The sequence below is a fragment of the Eubacterium coprostanoligenes genome, assembly GCF_900167205.1.
Lineage (GTDB): Bacteria > Bacillota > Clostridia > Oscillospirales > Acutalibacteraceae > Eubacterium_R > Eubacterium_R coprostanoligenes.
Genome location: NZ_FUWW01000008.1, coordinates 1 through 18,131, shown reverse-complemented (window position 1 = coordinate 18,131; position 18,131 = coordinate 1). Strand labels below are relative to the sequence as shown.

General features: G+C 40.7%; 13 protein-coding genes. 1 reads left to right on the top strand and 12 read right to left on the bottom strand.

From position 1 onward, the window contains the following. Position 1: 1 nt before the first annotated feature. Together tsaE and B5D29_RS04375 are read right to left on the bottom strand one after the other, a co-directional pair. The gene (gene tsaE, locus B5D29_RS04380) at positions 2–439 is read right to left on the bottom strand and encodes a tRNA (adenosine(37)-N6)-threonylcarbamoyltransferase complex ATPase subunit type 1 TsaE (RefSeq protein ID WP_078768371.1); all 438 of its coding nucleotides are present in this window, start codon (positions 437–439) and stop codon (positions 2–4) included. Then, positions 439–2,106: a formate--tetrahydrofolate ligase gene (locus B5D29_RS04375; RefSeq protein WP_078768370.1), complete on the bottom strand. Its 1,668-nt coding sequence runs from the start codon at positions 2,104–2,106 to the stop codon at positions 439–441. The genes tsaE and B5D29_RS04375 overlap by 1 nt, the downstream gene beginning before the upstream one ends. Before the next feature lie 140 nt (positions 2,107–2,246). Here B5D29_RS04375 and B5D29_RS04370 point away from each other — a divergent pair, with 140 nt between their 5' ends. Next, positions 2,247–3,428, top strand: a complete 1,182-nt coding sequence (locus B5D29_RS04370) for an FtsW/RodA/SpoVE family cell cycle protein (RefSeq protein WP_078768369.1) — start codon at positions 2,247–2,249, stop codon at positions 3,426–3,428. 81 nt (positions 3,429–3,509) lie between these two features. On the opposite strand, the gene B5D29_RS04365 is transcribed toward B5D29_RS04370, so the two are convergent. The 10 genes from B5D29_RS04365 to B5D29_RS08690 all read right to left on the bottom strand — a co-directional run. Further along, the gene (locus tag B5D29_RS04365) at positions 3,510–4,850 is read right to left on the bottom strand and encodes a CCA tRNA nucleotidyltransferase (RefSeq protein ID WP_078768368.1); all 1,341 of its coding nucleotides are present in this window, start codon (positions 4,848–4,850) and stop codon (positions 3,510–3,512) included. A gap of 1 nt (position 4,851) precedes the next feature. Continuing rightward, positions 4,852–5,253 (bottom strand): hypothetical protein, encoded by a 402-nt coding sequence (locus B5D29_RS04360; RefSeq protein ID WP_078768367.1) that lies wholly within the window; start codon positions 5,251–5,253, stop codon positions 4,852–4,854. A gap of 2 nt (positions 5,254–5,255) precedes the next feature. Further along, entirely contained in the window at positions 5,256–8,180 is a 2,925-nt protein-coding gene (locus B5D29_RS04355) for an alpha-mannosidase (protein WP_078768366.1), read from the bottom strand. 12 nt (positions 8,181–8,192) lie between these two features. Further along, positions 8,193–8,435, bottom strand: coding sequence for a NifU family protein (locus tag B5D29_RS04350; protein WP_242941741.1), 243 nt, complete (start codon positions 8,433–8,435; stop codon positions 8,193–8,195). A gap of 8 nt (positions 8,436–8,443) precedes the next feature. Continuing rightward, on the bottom strand, positions 8,444–10,090 hold the full coding sequence (locus B5D29_RS04345; protein WP_078768364.1) for a phospho-sugar mutase: 1,647 nt from the start codon (positions 10,088–10,090) through the stop codon (positions 8,444–8,446). Between the two features lie 130 nt (positions 10,091–10,220). Next, positions 10,221–12,779 carry an MFS transporter gene (locus tag B5D29_RS04340; RefSeq protein WP_159443397.1) on the bottom strand — a complete coding sequence of 853 codons (2,559 nt, stop codon included), beginning with the start codon at positions 12,777–12,779 and terminating at the stop codon, positions 10,221–10,223. Between the two features lie 247 nt (positions 12,780–13,026). Continuing rightward, a complete protein-coding gene (locus tag B5D29_RS04335) occupies positions 13,027–14,406 on the bottom strand; it encodes an alpha-L-fucosidase (RefSeq protein WP_078768362.1) in 1,380 nt (459 codons plus the stop codon). A gap of 133 nt (positions 14,407–14,539) precedes the next feature. Further along, positions 14,540–16,177, bottom strand: a complete 1,638-nt coding sequence (gene groL / locus B5D29_RS04330; RefSeq protein ID WP_078768361.1) for a chaperonin GroEL — start codon at positions 16,175–16,177, stop codon at positions 14,540–14,542. Between the two features lie 19 nt (positions 16,178–16,196). Further along, positions 16,197–16,469, bottom strand: coding sequence for a co-chaperone GroES (locus B5D29_RS04325; protein ID WP_078768360.1), 273 nt, complete (start codon positions 16,467–16,469; stop codon positions 16,197–16,199). A gap of 205 nt (positions 16,470–16,674) precedes the next feature. Continuing rightward, the coding region (locus B5D29_RS08690) for a leucine-rich repeat protein (protein ID WP_159443396.1) at positions 16,675–18,131 on the bottom strand (1,457 nt) is incomplete at its 5' end.

Genomic DNA, 18,131 nt, shown 5'->3' with positions numbered 1-18,131 from the left:
ATCAATCCTCGATATAATCTGATTTTGATTTGAAAATAAACTTGCGAGTATTTTCATAAATTTTTTCTATTTCAATAATAACGGCGTCATCGGGCAGAGCACCGAAAACATTTTCGCTCCATTCGGCAAGAATGTAGGCATCTGTTTCGAGATAATCGAAAAAACCTGTGGAATAAAGGTCGTCCCAGCTTTCAACCCTGTACATATCAAAATGATAAACCCTTGCTTTTTCGCCGATATAATCATTACATATGGCAAAAGTCGGAGAGGACACATCGGCATTGATGCCAAGTCCTTTTACAAAGCCGGTTGTAAAAGCTGTTTTGCCCATACCGAGTCCGCCGACAAAGCCAATTACACTGCCCTTTGGCAAAGTTTTGGCATAATCGCTCGCCATAGCAAGCGTTTCTTCATAGCTGTAAGTAATAACTTCTTTCATCAGAAAAGACCCACCGTATTGCCGTTTTCGTCAATATCAATTCTGTATGCGGCAGGAGATTTTGAAAGTCCCGGCATAGTCATAATTGAGCCTGTTTGACAAACAATGAATCCTGCGCCGTTTGAAAGAGAAGCCGAAGAAACAGTAATTCTGAAGTTTTCCGGCTTACCGAGAAGTTTTGGATTATCCGATAAACTGTACTGTGTTTTTGCCATACATACAGGCATTTTATCGGCACCCAATTTTATAAATCCGTCAATAGCATTTCTTGCTTCTTTGGTGAAATCAACGCCGTCTGCACCGTAGATTTCTTTTGCGATAGTTTCGATTTTTTCATAAACAGGCATATCAAGGTCATAAAGGCAGTGGAAATTATTTTCCTTTTCGCAAGCATCAACAACCTTTTGAGCAAGTTGGGTTCCGCCCTTGCCACCCTCGGCAAAACATTTGGTTACTGCAAAATCAGCGCCTTTTTCCTTGCAATACTGCTCGATATAATCAATTTCTGCTTGGGTATCGGCATAGAAATGATTGATTGCAACAACAACGGGAACGCCGAATTTTTTAAGATTATCAATATGAGCACCGAGATTTACGCTACCCTTTTTGAGTGCTTCGAGATTTTCTTCCTTGAGGTCTTCCTTTGCAACGCCACCGTTATATTTCATTGAACGAACGGTTGAAACCAAAACAACGCAAGACGGAGCTAAACCGGCGAAACGGCACTTAATATCCATAAACTTTTCAGCACCGAGATCAGAACCGAAGCCCGCTTCGGTAATTGTGTAATCCGCAAGTTTAAGTGCGGTCTTTGTTGCACGAACAGAGTTACAGCCGTGTGCAATATTTGCAAAAGGACCGCCGTGCATAATTGCCGGAGTATTTTCAAGAGTTTGCACAAGGTTCGGTTTAATAGCTTCCTTGAGAAGAACGGTCATCGCACCGTTTGCCTTGATGTCCTTGCAATAAACAGGCTGACCGTCAAATGTGTAAGCAACAAGAATATTGCCGAGTCTTTCCCTTAAATCAAACAAATCGGAGGCAAGGCAAAGAATTGCCATAACCTCGCTTGCAACGGTGATACAAAAATGGTCCTCACGAGGGATACCGTTGAGTTTTCCGCCAAGGGAATTGATGATGTTGCGAAGCGCACGGTCGTTCATATCAAGGCAACGCTTAACCTGAATTCTTCTTGGGTCAATATTGAGTTCATTGCCCTGCTGAATGGAATTGTCGAGCATTGCACACATCAAATTATTTGCCGATGTGATTGCGTGCATATCGCCTGTGAAGTGAAGATTTATGTCCTCCATAGGCACAACCTGTGAATATCCGCCGCCTGCTGCACCGCCTTTAATGCCAAAGACAGGACCGAGTGACGGCTCACGAAGTGCAATAATCGCTTTTTTGCCGATTTGGCTCATAGCTTCACCGAGACCGATAGAAACCGTTGTTTTGCCCTCACCAGCCGGTGTCGGGTTTACAGCGGTTACAAGAATGAGCTTGCCGTCCTTTTTATCTTTTAATCGTTCCATAACAGAATCGGATATTTTTGCTTTATAGTGACCGTAAGGGTCTATTTCATCAGACGAAATGCCGAGAGAAGCGGCAATTTTGTTAATATCCTTCATTTTTGCGTTTTGAGCAATTTCAATATCTGTGAGCATAGATTTTCTCTCCATATTTATTAGTGAAATATATTATAACACATATTGCAAAACATTCCAACATAAAAATTTATTATTTATATTGAAAAATAGGAGAATACATAATATAATAAATATATTACTGCAAAAGGAGGAGTGCGATGGCAACCCTGGCAGTTGATTCAAACATACTAAAACGAAAAAACTCAATATGGACACTGATTAAAGGCACGGACTTTGTTACAATGCTCACGGCACTTTCGGCATCAATCTACGGACTTATGCTTGTGTACAGTGCATCGTATTCTTCACTTTCAGGCGGAAGAGTTATATCAAGTGATGTCAGGTCAATGCTTGTTTCGATTATAATCGGCTTTGTTATTTCTATTGCAGTTTCAAACATCGACTATGATGTTATTTCAAAGCTATGGCCGATTATCGCCGCCGGTTGTGTCGGGTTGATGATATTTACATTCTTCTTTGGTGTTGCACCCGAATCACGACCCGATTCAAAATGTTGGATTGACCTCAAAGTTTTTTATTTCCAACCATCAGAATTATTAAAAGTAGGATTCATCATTTCGTTTTCCTACCATCTTGATTTGGTCAGAGATAAAATCAACAAGCTGAAAACGATTATTCCGCTTGTTATCCACGGTGCAATCCCTGTAGGTCTTGTACTGCTTACGGGTGACGCAGGCTCGGCACTTATTTTCCTCATTATGTTCATCGGTATGCTGTTCTTATCAAGAGTTAACATCGGCTACTTCATTGCAGGCTTTTGTGCAATATTCGTTGGATTTGCAGTTGCTTGGAAAGCAGGCATAATTGACGGTATTCAAAGGCAGAGAATTGTTGCTTTGTTCTACCCTGAACAATACGCAGACGCTATGTATCAGCAAACGAACGGCAAAATCGCAATGGGTTCGGGCGGACTTTTCGGGCAAGGCTTTTTGCACGGAAATATGACGCAGAGCGGTGCGGTTCCCGTTAACGAAAGTGATATGGTGCTTACCGTTGCAGGTGAAGAATTTGGATTTGTCGGCACAATGGCTGCCCTGCTGATTTTGTTTTTCCTTGTTTTGAGAGTTATCAAAATCGCAATGAACGCAAGAGATAATGTTGGATATTTGATGTGTGGAGGCATTGCGGTTATGCTGTTTGCACAGATACTCGTTAATGTCGGCATGGAGCTGTCGCTTTTGCCGTGTATCGGTATCACGCTTCCGTTGTTCTCGGCAGGCGGTTCAAGTTCACTGTGCATTTATTTGGCACTCGGAATTGAGTATTCGGTGTACAGATTTTCACGAGCACCGAGAGAAACATTGTTCTATACAAAATAAAAATGACTCTACGATATTTCGGTATCGTAGAGTTTTTCTTTGTGTTTGTGCGTAGGGGCGAACTGTGTTCGCCTATGGACATCAAGCATTGTTTTTTATATCCGAAACAGCCTGATGAATGAGTTTTTCTTTTGTATTGCAATTTGGGTCGCCCGAAACGATTTTGACAAGAGCGTCAAGTTCTTCTGCGATTTCGTGACCTTGGTAGCCGAGTGCAATCAAATCTTTGCCCGTAATTGCAAGGTCGCTCACCCTATACGGCTCACCCGATGCAATAACCTGTGCGGTAATCTCTCTGATTTTGTAAAGGGTGTCAATTTCCTCCTGTGCATAGGTTAGATTGTGCGTTGAAAGGTCGGCAATTTTCAAATCAATATAATCAAAAATCATATCCTCACCGAAAACACGAAGCCATTTTTTGATATTCTTATGTTTGGTTGTGATGTGGTCATCGTGATATTTTACAAGCATAGTGACCTTGTTGAAAACATCGTTGCTGACCTTTAACCTTTTGAGAACAATTGCGGTTATTTTTTCACCCTCAAAGCCGTGGAATTTGAAATGGTCGTTGCCGTTTTCGTCCGTTGTTTTGGTTTGCGGCTTTGCAATGTCGTGAAAAAGAAGTGCAAGGCGAATATAGTCCTTATTCGGTGCAACTGCAACGGATTTTGCAATATGAGTGTAAACATCATAAATATGCCATTTGCTGACCTGTCGGCAATAAAAAGTCGGCACAAGTTCGGGAATAATCACGCCGATTACATCCTTATACTCAAGCAAAACCCGCTCACAATTTTTACCCATAAGAAGTTTGATAAGTTCAACATAAATTCGTTCAACAGCAATATTTTTCAACAGTTCTTTATTGTCGTGTACGGCTCTTGAAGTGTTTTCTTCAATATCAAAACCGAGAACAGAAGCAAAGCGAATACAACGCATAATGCGAAGTGCATCTTCTTCAAACCTTTTATCCGAGTCACCCACGGCACGAATAATCTTGTTTTTTATATCATCGACACCGCCGAAGCAATCAACAAAACCGACCGTGTCGTTATACGCAATTGCGTTCATAGTGAAGTCACGGCGTGCAAGGTCAAGCCTTACATCCGTTACAAAATCAACGCTGTCGGGATGGCGGTTATCGGCATACTTGCCCTCGGTACGAAATGTGGTTATCTCATACGGAATATGATTGACAAGTGCCGTAACCGTGCCATGCTTTATGCCTGTTTCTATAAACTTTATGCCGTTGTTTGCCAAAATCTGCTCCGTCTGCTCAGGAGTGGCAGATGTGGTTATGTCAATATCTTTTTCGACAACGCCCATAAGAGCATCACGGACACAACCGCCCACAGCGTAGGCAGAGTGACCGTTATGCTCAAACAGAGATATTAGCATTTTTGCATCATTTGGCAAATTCATATCATTTTATTTCCTGTAAATATAGTTTTACTGCGGAGTGCTTATTGTATTTTTCAAGTTCTCGGAGTGCTATTTGCACTTCTTCATCGGTAAAAGGCGGTTGCTCCTCGGGATAATCCCATTTATCAAACGGATTTGCCTTTGTGCAAAGCATTTTGCCGTCTATAAGCATCCACGGATACGCAAGGATTTTGCGCTTATTTTTTACATAAATCAGCGTACCTTTTGTGCCGTCAGAAATATTTTTAAAATAGTGCAGTTTATTGGCGCTTTTCATAATTATTCTGATCTGCTGGTCATAAGGCATATTTTTAAGTTGGTGCTTATTGACAATCGGAAATACTACAACTCCGAGAACAATAATCACGGCAACAACAATGCCCACAATTAACGAAGTCGGCATAATCAAACTCCCAATGTTATAATTTCAAACGGTGAATACCGGATTGTATCGGTTTCGCCGATTTCTTCTTCAAGCATATTGAGGAACTTAACGGTTCTGTCGAGTTTAATTTCGCCTCTTGAGCCGTTTTGCTCGGACAATCTGACAACTGTCATTTCGCTGTCCTCCGCCTTCTTAACTGCCTGAAGATAAAGCGGTTCAAATGTCGAAAGCGACCACTCAACATCAGCCTTTACAAGCGGTGCATTATATTGAAGTGCAATTTTGTTTATATCGGCAGAAACAGCGTCACCGCTATGTGGCATAATCATATAGCAAAAATCGTGATTGCCCATATCGGAAGTGACATCAGGGCGGATTGTTGCACGAAGAAGAGAAAGACTCATTTTGTTTTCATCAAATCCGACACCGTACTTGCCCTCATTTATGAGAGAAATACCTCCGCCTGTTTCCGACATATCGCACCACTTATGGTGGCAAACCTCAAATCTCGCCTGCTGCCAAGTGGTGTTTTTGTTTGTTTCTCGTTCGATAAAGCCTGCTGAAGTGTCGCAAAGAGCTTTTCGAGTGAGGATATTTGAAGCGAATTCAACCTTTGCAAGTCTGTGCTTTTCGTTCCACGAAACCTGATTTTCAACCTCTATTCCCCTGCTTTGACGGAAAAAGCGGACAAGCATTGTCCACGAAGATTTTTCTGTTGACAAAACAGTTTTGAAAGTTACGCACTCGCCGTCCTGCTCGGTGATTGCAAGAGGCTCTGTGACCTCAATTTCAATCTGCTTGTCCTTATAGTTAGGGAGAATATCCCAAGCGTCATAGTTGCCCGGATTGTCGGTATAAATCTTCAACTTGTTGAAGTCGCCGTCTGTCCACTCTCTGCAAAGTTCATTGTCAAAAAGCGATGAGAACGAACCGTCAGAATTGAGGCTTGCGGTGTAAAACGGTGTAGTAATTGTGCCGTTTTTATAAGTAAACCAATCATTGTTGTACTTTGTGGCACGCAAAGTCTTTGACGAAAGTGCAGGAATTGACGGAACAAGCCAATTTCCCTTTGCTCCGTGACGGGTTGCAGAGCCGGTTTTATTTGGCACAAAAGCAAGTGCATTTCTCTCAAAATTGAGGGTGTTGAAATACTTTGAGCCTGTGCCGATGATTTCATCAAGTGCAGTTTCAATTTCGGCATAATCAGCCATTGCATCCTCATAAACAGGGTGAATATGAGAGCCCGGGAGAATGTCGTGGAACTGATTTACGAGAAATTTTTTATACAAGGCGGTGAGGGTGTCACGATTATCATCCCCACGCAAAACAGAAAGCATCTCGGCAGTTCTGAATTTGAATTCAAGCTGTCTGTTTTTCTGCTTCAAATTACTTTTTGTGGTGAATGTGCCACGGTGCATTTCAAGGTACAGTTCGCCGTCCCAAACCTCAAGATTTTTGTTATCTTTAAGGTTCTTTTCAAGGAATTCTGCACCGCCCATATGCTCACATTTTGGCATAACGGACAATTTATCAAAACGGTGCATAAGTTCAATCATTTCCTCTGTACAGCCCGAACCGCCGTCACCATAGCCAAACATATTCATAGTTTGACCGCCTTGGTCTTTGTCTATATATGCTTCCCAATTCTCCTGAATTTGAGACGGAGCATTCCAAGTGATGAAATGAGTAGGCGGAACACAAGCATAAACACTGCTTCCGTCAATTCCCTTCCAAATGAAATTATTGTGCGGAAAACGGTTTGTATCATTCCAAGTTGACATTTTGTTTGAAACAAAATAATCAACACCGCTTTTTTTGAGGATTTGCGGCATAATCCAACTGTTGCCAAACACATCGGGCAACCAAGCATTATTGACATACTTGCCGAACATACGCTTATATGTTTTTTGACCGTAAAGGCACTGACGAATAAGACTTTCGGCACACGGAATATTGCAATCAGGCTCAACATACATTGCGCCGACAGGCTCAAACTGACCGTTTTTAACCTTTTGCTGAAGCTCCTTAAACACATCGGGATAATGCTTTTCCAAGGTTTCGTACACATATGGTTGAGTGTGAGTGTACTTGAAATCAGGATACTTATCCATAAGGCGAAGCTGAATAAGCACAGTACGCAAATTCTTTTGAACAGCGTGAATTCTGCGCCAATAATACGCAATATCAAGGTGAGAATGTGCAATAAGTGCGACATCACCCGTGCCCTTATATGTGTCATTTGCATAGATAACCTCGTCTATATATTTCTTAGCTTCCGCAACTCCTGTAAGCTCATCGCTGTCAAAATCAATGAAGTTCATTGCGTTGTTAAGTTCACGATTAAGAAAATCACGGTAATCCTCGTTGAATAAATCGGATTTTGCAATATCAAGCAGGAGTTCAAAATCCCACACCAAATCCTGCACCTCGTGATTAACCGTGCAAATATATGCGCCCTCAAAGATTTGACGGCAACCACGAACAGAAAGACTTTCAGGATTTCGTTCATCATCCGGCTTTGAACGGTTATAGCCCATCATATCAAAATGAAGCGTTTTTGTATCGTCAACATAAGGAGAAAGGAGCATTCTCTCTCTGTTTGGGTCAACACCGCCAACATATTTGCCGTTGACCTTGACGCAAATTTCGGCAGCAGTTTTCAGAGAAAACCACAATTCTTTGCCTTGAAGTTCTTTTGGAATGTCAACATCAGCCTTGATAAACGCCGTGCCGTCAGGGGTAAAATACATATCACCTTTTTGGAGCGGTCTGTAATCATCGCTGTAATATTCAAACTCCATTTCGGACACCTGACGGGCATCCTTAATCATCAAATTAGTTATTTCCCACTTTGAGGAATAAATATGTCTTTTGAGCCAACCGAAGCGTAAATCTGTCCATTCTTCAGGACGCATAGAGCGTCTGACAACCTTTATATGTGCCATAGTTCACCCTCCTTAAACATCCTGAAAATACGGCTTTTTTCTTATTGCCGTGATGTTCACATTTTTCTTGCAATCTCTTTTTATTTCGTCTTTTATCCAAGCAATGCATCTGTCAAGGATGAGGCACTTTGAACATTCGCCACGAAAGACAACTGTCAATTCATCACCGTTTAGCGAATCGAATTCTATCCAACCGCCGTCACCCTGAATTTTAGGTTGAAGGACATTTTCTATATATTTCTGTACTCTATCCATAATTACCTCTACGCATTTATAATTGATGAAATTGTTTGTCTTATTTCTTCAAGGCGAGCCTTTGCTTTGCTCTTATCGGGGTCAACGATTGAATAGTAGACCTTGATTTTTGGCTCTGTACCGCTTGGGCGAACTGCCATCCACGAGCCGACATTAAAAATATACTTGAGAACATTTTCCTTTGGCAAATCACGGATACCGTCCTTGAAATCAACAATTTCCTTAATATCAGGCAAAAGTTCATTGCCTATATTTCTGAATTCGACCATAAGGTTTTGAATTTTTTCGGCACCATCTTTGCCCTTTAAGACAAAACTATCGAGGAAATCGAGATAATAGCCGTATTTATCGTAAATCTCATTAAGTCCGTCTACAAGGGTTTTGCCTTGATTTTTGTACCAAGCAGCCATTTCGCAAACAAGCATTGATGACACAACGCCGTCCTTATCTCTTGCGTGAGTGCCGACCAAATATCCGTACGATTCCTCGTAGCCGATAACAAATTCTCGCTCACCCGATGTCTCAAACTTATTAATTTTGTCGCCAATATACTTGAAACCTGTGAGAGTTTCCTCGACCTGCAAGCCGAAACTTCTGCCGATATTTGCACCAAGTTCGGAGGTTACAATAGTTTTTACGAGGGTTGATTTTGAATTGAGGCTATCTTTTTTTATAGTCAACACAAAGTTAACAAGAAGTGCTCCTGTTTGGTTGCCTGTCAAAAGAACATACTCGCCGTTATGCTTTACGGCAACGCCTACTCTGTCACAATCCGGATCTGTGCCGAGAACTATATCGGCATCTTTCTCTTTAGCAAGTTCAATGCCTAAAGTGAGAGCTTTTCTGTCCTCGGGATTTGGAGAAACAACCGTTGGGAAATTGCCGTTAGGTTCTTCCTGTTCCTTGACAACATAAACGATTTTGTCCTCAAGAACTTTGCGAACAGGAACATTTCCCGTGCCGTGAAGCGGAGTGTACACAATCTTCAACTCGCTGTGTTCATTATAAAGCGACTGTGTTTTTACAGCCTTGATAAATTCGTCAAAAAGTTCGTCATAAATGCCGACAATCATACCATCGGAAATATATTCGTCAACAGTTTTTACATCATTATAAACGGATGAATAATCGTCAATAGCATTGATATATGAGAGCACTTCTTTTGCATCATTGGTGCAAAGTTGACAACCGGTATTGTCATAAGCCTTATATCCGTTATATTCCTTTGGATTGTGGGAAGCGGTAATCATAACACCTGCGTTGCAATGCAAATACCTTGTTGCAAAAGAAAGCATAGGAACAGGCACGATTTGAGTATAAGCATATACCTTTATGCCCTGGGATGCGAAAACCCTTGCACTATCCCACTCAAACGCACGAGAATTAAGGCGAGAATCACATGCAATTACAACGCTGATTTCGCCGTCGTACTTATCTTTGAGATACTTTGCAAAGCCGAGAGAAGCCTTGCCTACGGTGTACGAATTCATACGGTTTGTTCCTGCGCCCATAATGCCACGAAGTCCGCCCGTGCCAAATTCCAAATCCTTATAAAATCTATCCTCAATTTCCTTTTTATCGGTGACAGATTCAAGTTCTTTTTTGGTTTCATCATCAAATGTCAGCCACAAATTATATTTTTGATTGATGTCCATAATTGTCCTCCTACTGCAAACACATTGCATTTATACGATTCGACCCACAAAAAAGGTTTTTATCGGCTTTATTATACAACAAAAGAGGTAGACAGGTCTACCTCTTTCGTTGTAATTAATGAAATTTTTATTATTTCTTTGAAGCCTTTTTAGCAGCTTTTTCAGCCTTACGGCGTTCAAGCTCTTCCTTCTCTTCAGCGAGACGCTTTGCTTCTTCTTCAGCCTCTTGTTTTTCAGCGAGTGCTACATTTGCCTTTGCAGTTTCATACTGTGCGGCAATTTCATCGAAGTGTGAGAAGTTTTCTTGTTGAGCCAAGAGTTTCTTTGCATCAACATATGGCTTTGCAGCACGATTGAACTGTGCATGCTTATCCATTTCTGCCTTTGAAAGTTTACGAACTTCCTTGCGTTCTTCAGAAAGTTTATTAATTTCAGCCTTAAGTCTCTTAACTTCAGAGGAATCCTTATCTTTCTTTGCAATATGGCTGAGTTTGGCAAGTTCTGCAATCTTTTCATCAAGCTCGTCTTCTTTATTGAAATACTGTTCAATAGTTTCAAAGCCGAGTTCCTTGAATTCGTTAACAGAACCAAAGTACTTGTTATAAGCCTTAACAGCAGAAATTTGGCTCTTTGCAAGCTCAACATAGAACTTTCTGATTTCCTTTTCTTCTTCGGTGTTCTTTGGCATAGCCTTTGCCTGTGCAAGATTTGACTTTGCTTCTTCAAGAGAAGTATTTTTGATACCCTCAAGACCTGCTTCGAAAATCTTGTTGTATGCTTCAAGCTTATGCTTACCAAGTTCTGAATTAAACTTGTTGAGCTCATCTACAACGAACTTTGAAACTTCGATTTCTTCGTTATATTGAAGAGCTTCTCTGTATGCTTTTTTAGCTGCTTTACGCTCTGCCTTGTCGGATATGCCTTTATATGATGACTTATCAACAACCTTTGGTGTTGCAACTGCCATTTCCTTGGCATTGTTGACAAGGTCAATCATTTCAACAATGTCCTTATCCTTCATAGCGTTGTTGCCATAGTCCTCGAATACGGCACGAACCTTAAGAACGCGAACATATGACTTTTGCTTCTTTTCTGTTAAATCGTAGAAGAAGAACGGAATAACATTAAGTGTAGCACCGAGAGCAGCGATAAGAACCAAAACACGAAGAAGTGGCAACAAGATACCGTCTACATTATAAAGTGCTGATGAAGGGTTGATAAAGTTGTTTTGACCGTTTGCAAGCTGATCTGAAAGCATTTGGCTGATTGGCTGTTGTGTACCCGGAAGAACTCTTGACATAAGAGATGCATCACTTGTTACCTTTTGAGCCATAGCAGCAGTCATACCGTATTTTTCCTGAAGTGCAGGAAGAACACCGGCAGTAATAAGAGTGATAACACTGCCGATAGCGGCAACGGCTGCGAACATACCGTCAATACGCTCACCTGTCTTGTACTGCTGATAGTCACGAATATCGGCTTGAATTGATGGGTTAAGAATATGAGCAAACGCACCGACAATACCGTTGAGGTAAAGGCATGCAAGAACTGCCCAAATTACATAGTTTTGAATGTTACCGTCCGGACCGGCAGAACTGTGGAAGAACGGATACATACAAAGAATGAAAATAATGTTGAAAAGATTTGTAACAATCTGAACCTTTTTCTTACCCCATTTTCTGATACAAAGCGGAGCAAGGAGCATACCCCAAAGGGAGGCGTTGCCGTAGACGGTGGTTATGATTGCATATGTACCCTGCGAGCAGGCACCACCGTAGTTACAGAGCCAATAAAGGATGTTGGAATACGCTGTTTCAAGGAAGCCGATCCATGTAGCAAGCGAAATAATCCAGAAATACTTATTCTTTGCAACCTCACGAAGTGCATCTGTAAATTTAATCTGAATAACGTGAGTTTTAGCCTGAATAATCTTTTCCTGTGTGTTTGCGTAAACAACAAATACAAGGAGAATACCGATAACACCGATAACAGGGAAAGCAATTCTGTAAACCTTAATATCTGTTTGGTTTGTCTTAAGCATTGCTGCAATAAGAGGAATGATAAGGTTATATACGGTTGGACCGAACGAATAAATTACACTCTTAATTGATGCTACATCGGCACGCTCCTGTGAGTTTGGAGAAAGTACGTGAATAAGGTTTTCATAAGCATCATAGAAGAAGTTGTAGAAAAATTGAAGTGCAATGTTAAATGCAAGAATAACCGCACACTTTGCGATATATTCACTGCTCTTGCCAAACATTTGACCGTCACCGACAATGAGGTGAAGTTTATCGTATGGGAACCAAACCATTGCAACAAAGATGATTGCACAAGGGATACCCATTCTTAAAAGATACGGTCGATATTTACCTGCTTTGTTACGGGTATTATCTACAATATTGGCACGAAGACCCGTAAGCGGAATACCTGATAAAATTGCGATAACGTACATGATGTACATATCTGTAAGACCGATACCGATTGTACCGGACAAGAATACGTTTGTTGCACCCAAGATACAAGGGTAGCTCATACAAACGATTAAGTATGCGCCTATACCGCCAAAAGCGTATGAGGCAATTTCCTTAAAGGACATATATCTGCCCTTTGCAGGCTTTTTCCAGTAGTACTTCACTTGATCAATCAAGGTCTTTACTTTGCTGGACTGCTTTGTTTTTTCAGCCATAAAAATTACTCCTTTACAAATACTGCCAATATGATAACACATCTTGTGATTAAATACAAGAAAATTAATTAAAAAGAAAAAAATTTATACAATATGAATATTTTATATCTAAATTTAGTGCAATATTGTTAAAAAGTTTTGGAATTCAACGACAAAATACAAACTTAAAGTATATTTAAATTTTTAAAGAATAAACGAACTCCCCTTGCCGAAACAGCAAGAGGAGCGACATAGAAAATATTGAATTTTATTCGTAGAAACCGACTGACTTGATATGAGGAGTTGAACGACTTTGACGAATAACAAGGACAGCGCCGGTTGCCTTTTTGTTGAGTTTGACAATCTTCTTTGCGCCAACGATTGTGCCCTGATAAGCACGCTTGTAGCTTCCGTTTGGTTTTTTGATATAAAGGTCAAACTTCTCAATTCTCTGTGAATAAGCCAAATCTTCGCTGATAACAAAATACTTAAGTTTCTTTTCAGAATCAAAATTGAATTCAAGATAACCTTGATCCGCTTTGAGTTCACCGATATTCTGCTCCAAAACGGGATAAGCAGTGATGTCATTGATTTTTTTGCCAAGAGCTTTAAGGTTGCGAACATCCTTTGCACAAATTACGCCCTTATCGGTTGGCGGAATATTGAGGAGAAGTGTGCAGTTGTTGCCGACAGATGTGAGATAAATCTTGAAAAGTCGTCTTGCACTCTTTACGGTTCTGTCATCTTTTTTGTGATAGAACCAACCTTTACGGATTGAAACATCAACCTCGGCAGGATACCAAGAGAGGTTTGCGTTATTCTTGAGGATATTTCTTGAGCCTAAATCCTCATCCATAGTGTCTACCTTTTGAAGTCTTGCGGCATCGCCTTCAGCGTTTTGGCTGTTCTTTTCGATAGCCTCGCAATGCTTGAGAGAAGCAGGAACAACAGAATACTCATTCTTTCTTGCCTTGCCTGCCTCGTTGCCTACCCAACGAATATCCTCACCGCAGATTGCAATATTTGCATTTGGTTGCATTGTGCGAATGAGTTTGTAATATCTCTGCCAATCATATGTAAACGCCTTTGCATTTGCTCCCTTTGCACCGTCAAACCAAACCTCAAAAAGTTCGCCATAGTTACCACAAAGTTCTGTAAGCTGACGAATGAAATAATCATTATACTGCTCTGTTCCGTAAGTTGGCTCGTGCATATCCCACGGAGAGAGATAAACACCGAATTCAATACCCTGCTTGTGACATTCATCCGACACAGCCTTTACAATATCCTTGCCCATAGGGCTGTTCATAACATTGAAATCTGTTGTGCCTGTATTCCAAAGGCAGAAACCATCGTGGTGCTTACAAGTGAGGATGACACCTGTCATACCTGCCGCTTTAACGGTTTTTACCCACTGTTCCGGCTTGATTTTTGTAATATCGAAATCAGAAACAACCTCGCTTCCGCAACCCCATTCTCTGTCGTTTGCAGTGTTCATACCAAAGTGGAAAAACGCATAAAACGGCTTGTCCTGAAGTCTTTGTTGGCTTGGAGTCGGAACAACTGAAATATATCTCTGTACCTCTGCATCATTGAGAGGTGCACCGTTATTATCGGTTGTCCAGTTTCTGTCAAGTTTCATATTCATAGCAATGTACCACCATAATTGATTTTAACATTTTAACTATACCATTATTTTAACAATTCGTCAACAAAAAAACTCCCTTGGGCGAACCCAAGAGAGTTTTTGAAATATATTGGAATAAATCTGAAAAAACGGATTAATACATACCGCCCTGTGATGCTGCTGCCATAGCTGCTGCCTGTGCTGCATCTGCCTGTGGGTCTTTGATGTCTGTTACAAGTGATTCGGTTGTGAGAACCATTGCTGCAACAGAAGCGGCATTTTGAAGTGCGGAACGAGTTACCTTTGCAGGGTCAACGATACCGTTTTCAATCATATCAACATATTCGCCTGTTGCAAAGTTGCAACCTGTGCCGGCAGGGCTGTTCTTAATCTTATCAACGATTACAGAACCTTCCTCGCCTGCGTTTGCGGCGATTTGACGAACAGGTTCTTCAAGAGCCTTGAGAACGATATTTACACCTGTCTTGTAGTCTGCATCATCTGTGTCAAGAAGTGCCTGTGCGGCAGGAATAGCATTGATAAGAGCAACACCGCCGCCCGGTACAATGCCCTCTTCAACGGCTGCCTTTGTGGCTGCAAGAGCGTCCTCGATACGGAGCTTCTTTTCTTTCATTTCTGTTTCGGTAGCTGCACCAACCTTGATGACTGCTACACCGCCTGCCATCTTTGCAAGTCTTTCCTGAAGTTTTTCTCTGTCAAAATCAGAAGTTGAATTTTCAATAGCTGTTTTGATTTGAGAAGTTCTTGCCTTGATGTCTTCGCTGTTGCCTGCACCGTCAACTATAATTGTATTTTCCTTTGTAACCTTAACTTGACGAGCCTGACCAAGCATAGCCATTGTTGTATCCTTAAGTTCAAGACCGAGGTCGGAAGTGATTACCTGACCGCCTGTAAGGATTGCGATATCCTGAAGCATATCCTTTCTTCTGTCACCAAAGCCCGGAGCTTTTACGCATACGCAAGTGAATGTGCCACGGAGCTTGTTGAGAAGAATTGTTTGAAGAGCCTCGCCCTCAACATCCTCTGCAATGATAACAAGTTTCTTGCCAGCCTTGAGAACACTCTCAAGAAGAGGAAGAATATCCTGAACTGTTGAAATCTTTTTGTCTGTAATGAGGAGCATTGCATCATCAATTACAGCTTCCATCTTATCGGTATCTGTTACCATATAAGGTGAAATGTAACCACGGTCAAACTGCATACCGTCTACAACTTCACAAGTTGTTTCTGCTGTTTTTGACTCCTCAATTGTGATAACGCCGTCGGCAGTTACCTTTTCCATAGCCTCTGCGATAAGAGAGCCTACATATTCATCGGCAGCTGAAACAGTTGCAACTCTTGCGATGTCGGCATTGTCCTTTACTGCACGGCTTTGAGCCTTTACAGAATCAACAACTGCGTCAACAGCACCCTTAATACCGTTTTTAACAGTCATTGGGTTTGCACCTGCGGCAACATTCTTCATACCCTCTCTGACAAGAGCCTGTGCAAGAAGTGTTGCTGTTGTTGTGCCGTCACCTGCATCATCATTTGTCTTTGATGAAACTTCCTTTACGAGCTGTGCACCCATATTTTCAAAAGGATTTTCAAGCTCGATTTCCTTTGCGATTGTTACACCGTCATTTGTGATGAGCGGTGAACCGTATTTTTTATCAAGAACTACATTTCTGCCCTTTGGGCCAAGTGTAATCTTTACTGTGTTTGCAAGCTTATCAATACCTGCCTGAAGAGCCTTGCGGGCTTCTTCGCCATAAATTATATCTTTTGCCATAGTTAAATTCCTCCTTATATTACTCAACTACTGCAAGTACTTCTTTAACCTCTGTGATGGTGTATTCCTCACCGTCAACCTTAACTTGAGTGCCTGAATACTTGCTGATAATAACCTTATCACCGACTTTAACGGTCATAGGATTTTTTTCTGTGCCCGGACCAACCGCAACAACCTCACTAATCTCCGGCTTCTCCTGTGCAGAAGCAGCAAGAATAAGACCTGATGCAGTTGTTTCCTCAGGCTTTACTTGTTTGAGCAGAACTCTGTCTGCAAGTGGCTTAATAGTCATAATATATCACCTCATTAAAAATTTATCATTTATGTGTTAGCACTCTTTATCTCCGAGTGCTAATATATATTTTAGCAACTTTTTCAAAAATGTCAATAGGGTTCATAAATTATTTAAAAAATATGCTATTTTTTTACTAATTCAATATATTCATATAAACATATAACAATGCCCCTCTCGTGCGAGAGGGGCATTAAACATTGAATTATTTTGTTTTAACCGCTTTAACCTTTGACCAAGAAGAATACACTTTTTTACCGTTGACAATATTGTATGTTCTGACACGAACATAGTATGTTTTATTTGACTTTAATTTCTTAATGGTTTTGCTTGTAGCATTTTTCTTTGCTATGGTTACGGTTTTCTTATTCTTCTTGAATTTTTTATCGGTTGCATATTGCACCTGATAGCCCGATACACCCGTCTTCTTTTTCCAGGTTACCTTAAACGATTTTGTTCCCTTTGTAACCTTTTCAACCTTAACAGTTGATGGCTTCTTTACAGTGGTAGTGGTAGTAGTAGGAACAGTCGGCTTTGTACTCGGTTGTGTTGTAGGCTCCTCCGGTGTAGGAGCAGGAACGAATCCTCCTCCACCGCCACCGCCGATAGATCCACCGCCACCGGTCGAACCGCCACCACCGGTTGATCCGCCGGGATTTTCCGGACCGGTTGAATTATAATGTATAGTTGCATTAAGTAAATCATAGTTACCATCTGCAATAGAAATATTATTCCATTCATTAGCACTACCTGAATAATATACATCACTTAAACTGTTGTAACCCCCAAATGCAGCACAACCTATACTTGTTACACTATTTGGTATTGTTATGCTTGTTAAACTGTTGCAATCTAAAAATGCCTCTGTCCCTATGCTTGTTACGCTGTTTCCTATTGTTACGCTTGTTAAACTACTGCACCAACCAAATGCATCATAACCTATACTTGTTACACTGTTTGATATTGTTATGTTTGTTAAACTGTTGCAACCAGCAAATGCCCAATCACCTATACTTATTACACTGTTTGGTATTGTATATGATGTTCTTGTGTTTCCTTCTGGATATTGTATCAAAACAGTTTTATCGTTATTGAATAATACTCCGTCTTGTGAAGAATAGTTTTGATTACTATCATCAACATCTATTTTTGTTAAACTGTCACAATTCCAAAATGCATATTCACCTATACTTATTACACTGTTTGGTATTGTTATGCTTGTTAAACTGTCGCAATACCGAAATGCAGAATCACCTATACTTGTTACACTGTCTCCTATTGTTACGCTTGTTAAAATGCTGCAAAATCTAAATGCATAATCACCTATACTTGTTACACTGTTTCCTATTGTTACGCTTGTTAAACTGTCACAATCTTCAAATGCATGACTACCTATACTTGTTACACTGTTTGGTATTGTATATGATGTTATTGTATTACCTGTTGGATATTGTATCAAAACAGTTTTATCCTTATTGAATAATACTCCGTCTTGTGAAGAATAGTTTTGATTATTACCATCAACAGTTATACTTGTTAAACTGTCGCAAGCACAAAATGCATAAGGACCTATACTTGTTACACTGTTTGGTATTGTTATGCTTGTTAAACTGTCGCAACTATAAAATGCATTATTACCTATACTTGTTACGCTGTTTGGTA

Coding starts and splice junctions, on each gene's coding strand:
- tsaE (WP_078768371.1), bottom strand. CDS start 439: ATGAAAGAAGTTATTACTTACAGCTATGAAGAAACGCTTGCTATGGCG.
- B5D29_RS04375 (WP_078768370.1), bottom strand. CDS start 2,106: ATGCTCACAGATATTGAAATTGCTCAAAACGCAAAAATGAAGGATATT.
- B5D29_RS04370 (WP_078768369.1), top strand. CDS start 2,247: ATGGCAACCCTGGCAGTTGATTCAAACATACTAAAACGAAAAAACTCA.
- B5D29_RS04365 (WP_078768368.1), bottom strand. CDS start 4,850: ATGAATTTGCCAAATGATGCAAAAATGCTAATATCTCTGTTTGAGCAT.
- B5D29_RS04360 (WP_078768367.1), bottom strand. CDS start 5,253: ATGCCGACTTCGTTAATTGTGGGCATTGTTGTTGCCGTGATTATTGTT.
- B5D29_RS04355 (WP_078768366.1), bottom strand. CDS start 8,180: ATGGCACATATAAAGGTTGTCAGACGCTCTATGCGTCCTGAAGAATGG.
- B5D29_RS04350 (WP_242941741.1), bottom strand. CDS start 8,435: ATGGATAGAGTACAGAAATATATAGAAAATGTCCTTCAACCTAAAATT.
- B5D29_RS04345 (WP_078768364.1), bottom strand. CDS start 10,090: ATGGACATCAATCAAAAATATAATTTGTGGCTGACATTTGATGATGAA.
- B5D29_RS04340 (WP_159443397.1), bottom strand. CDS start 12,779: ATGGCTGAAAAAACAAAGCAGTCCAGCAAAGTAAAGACCTTGATTGAT.
- B5D29_RS04335 (WP_078768362.1), bottom strand. CDS start 14,406: ATGAATATGAAACTTGACAGAAACTGGACAACCGATAATAACGGTGCA.
- groL (WP_078768361.1), bottom strand. CDS start 16,177: ATGGCAAAAGATATAATTTATGGCGAAGAAGCCCGCAAGGCTCTTCAG.
- B5D29_RS04325 (WP_078768360.1), bottom strand. CDS start 16,469: ATGACTATTAAGCCACTTGCAGACAGAGTTCTGCTCAAACAAGTAAAG.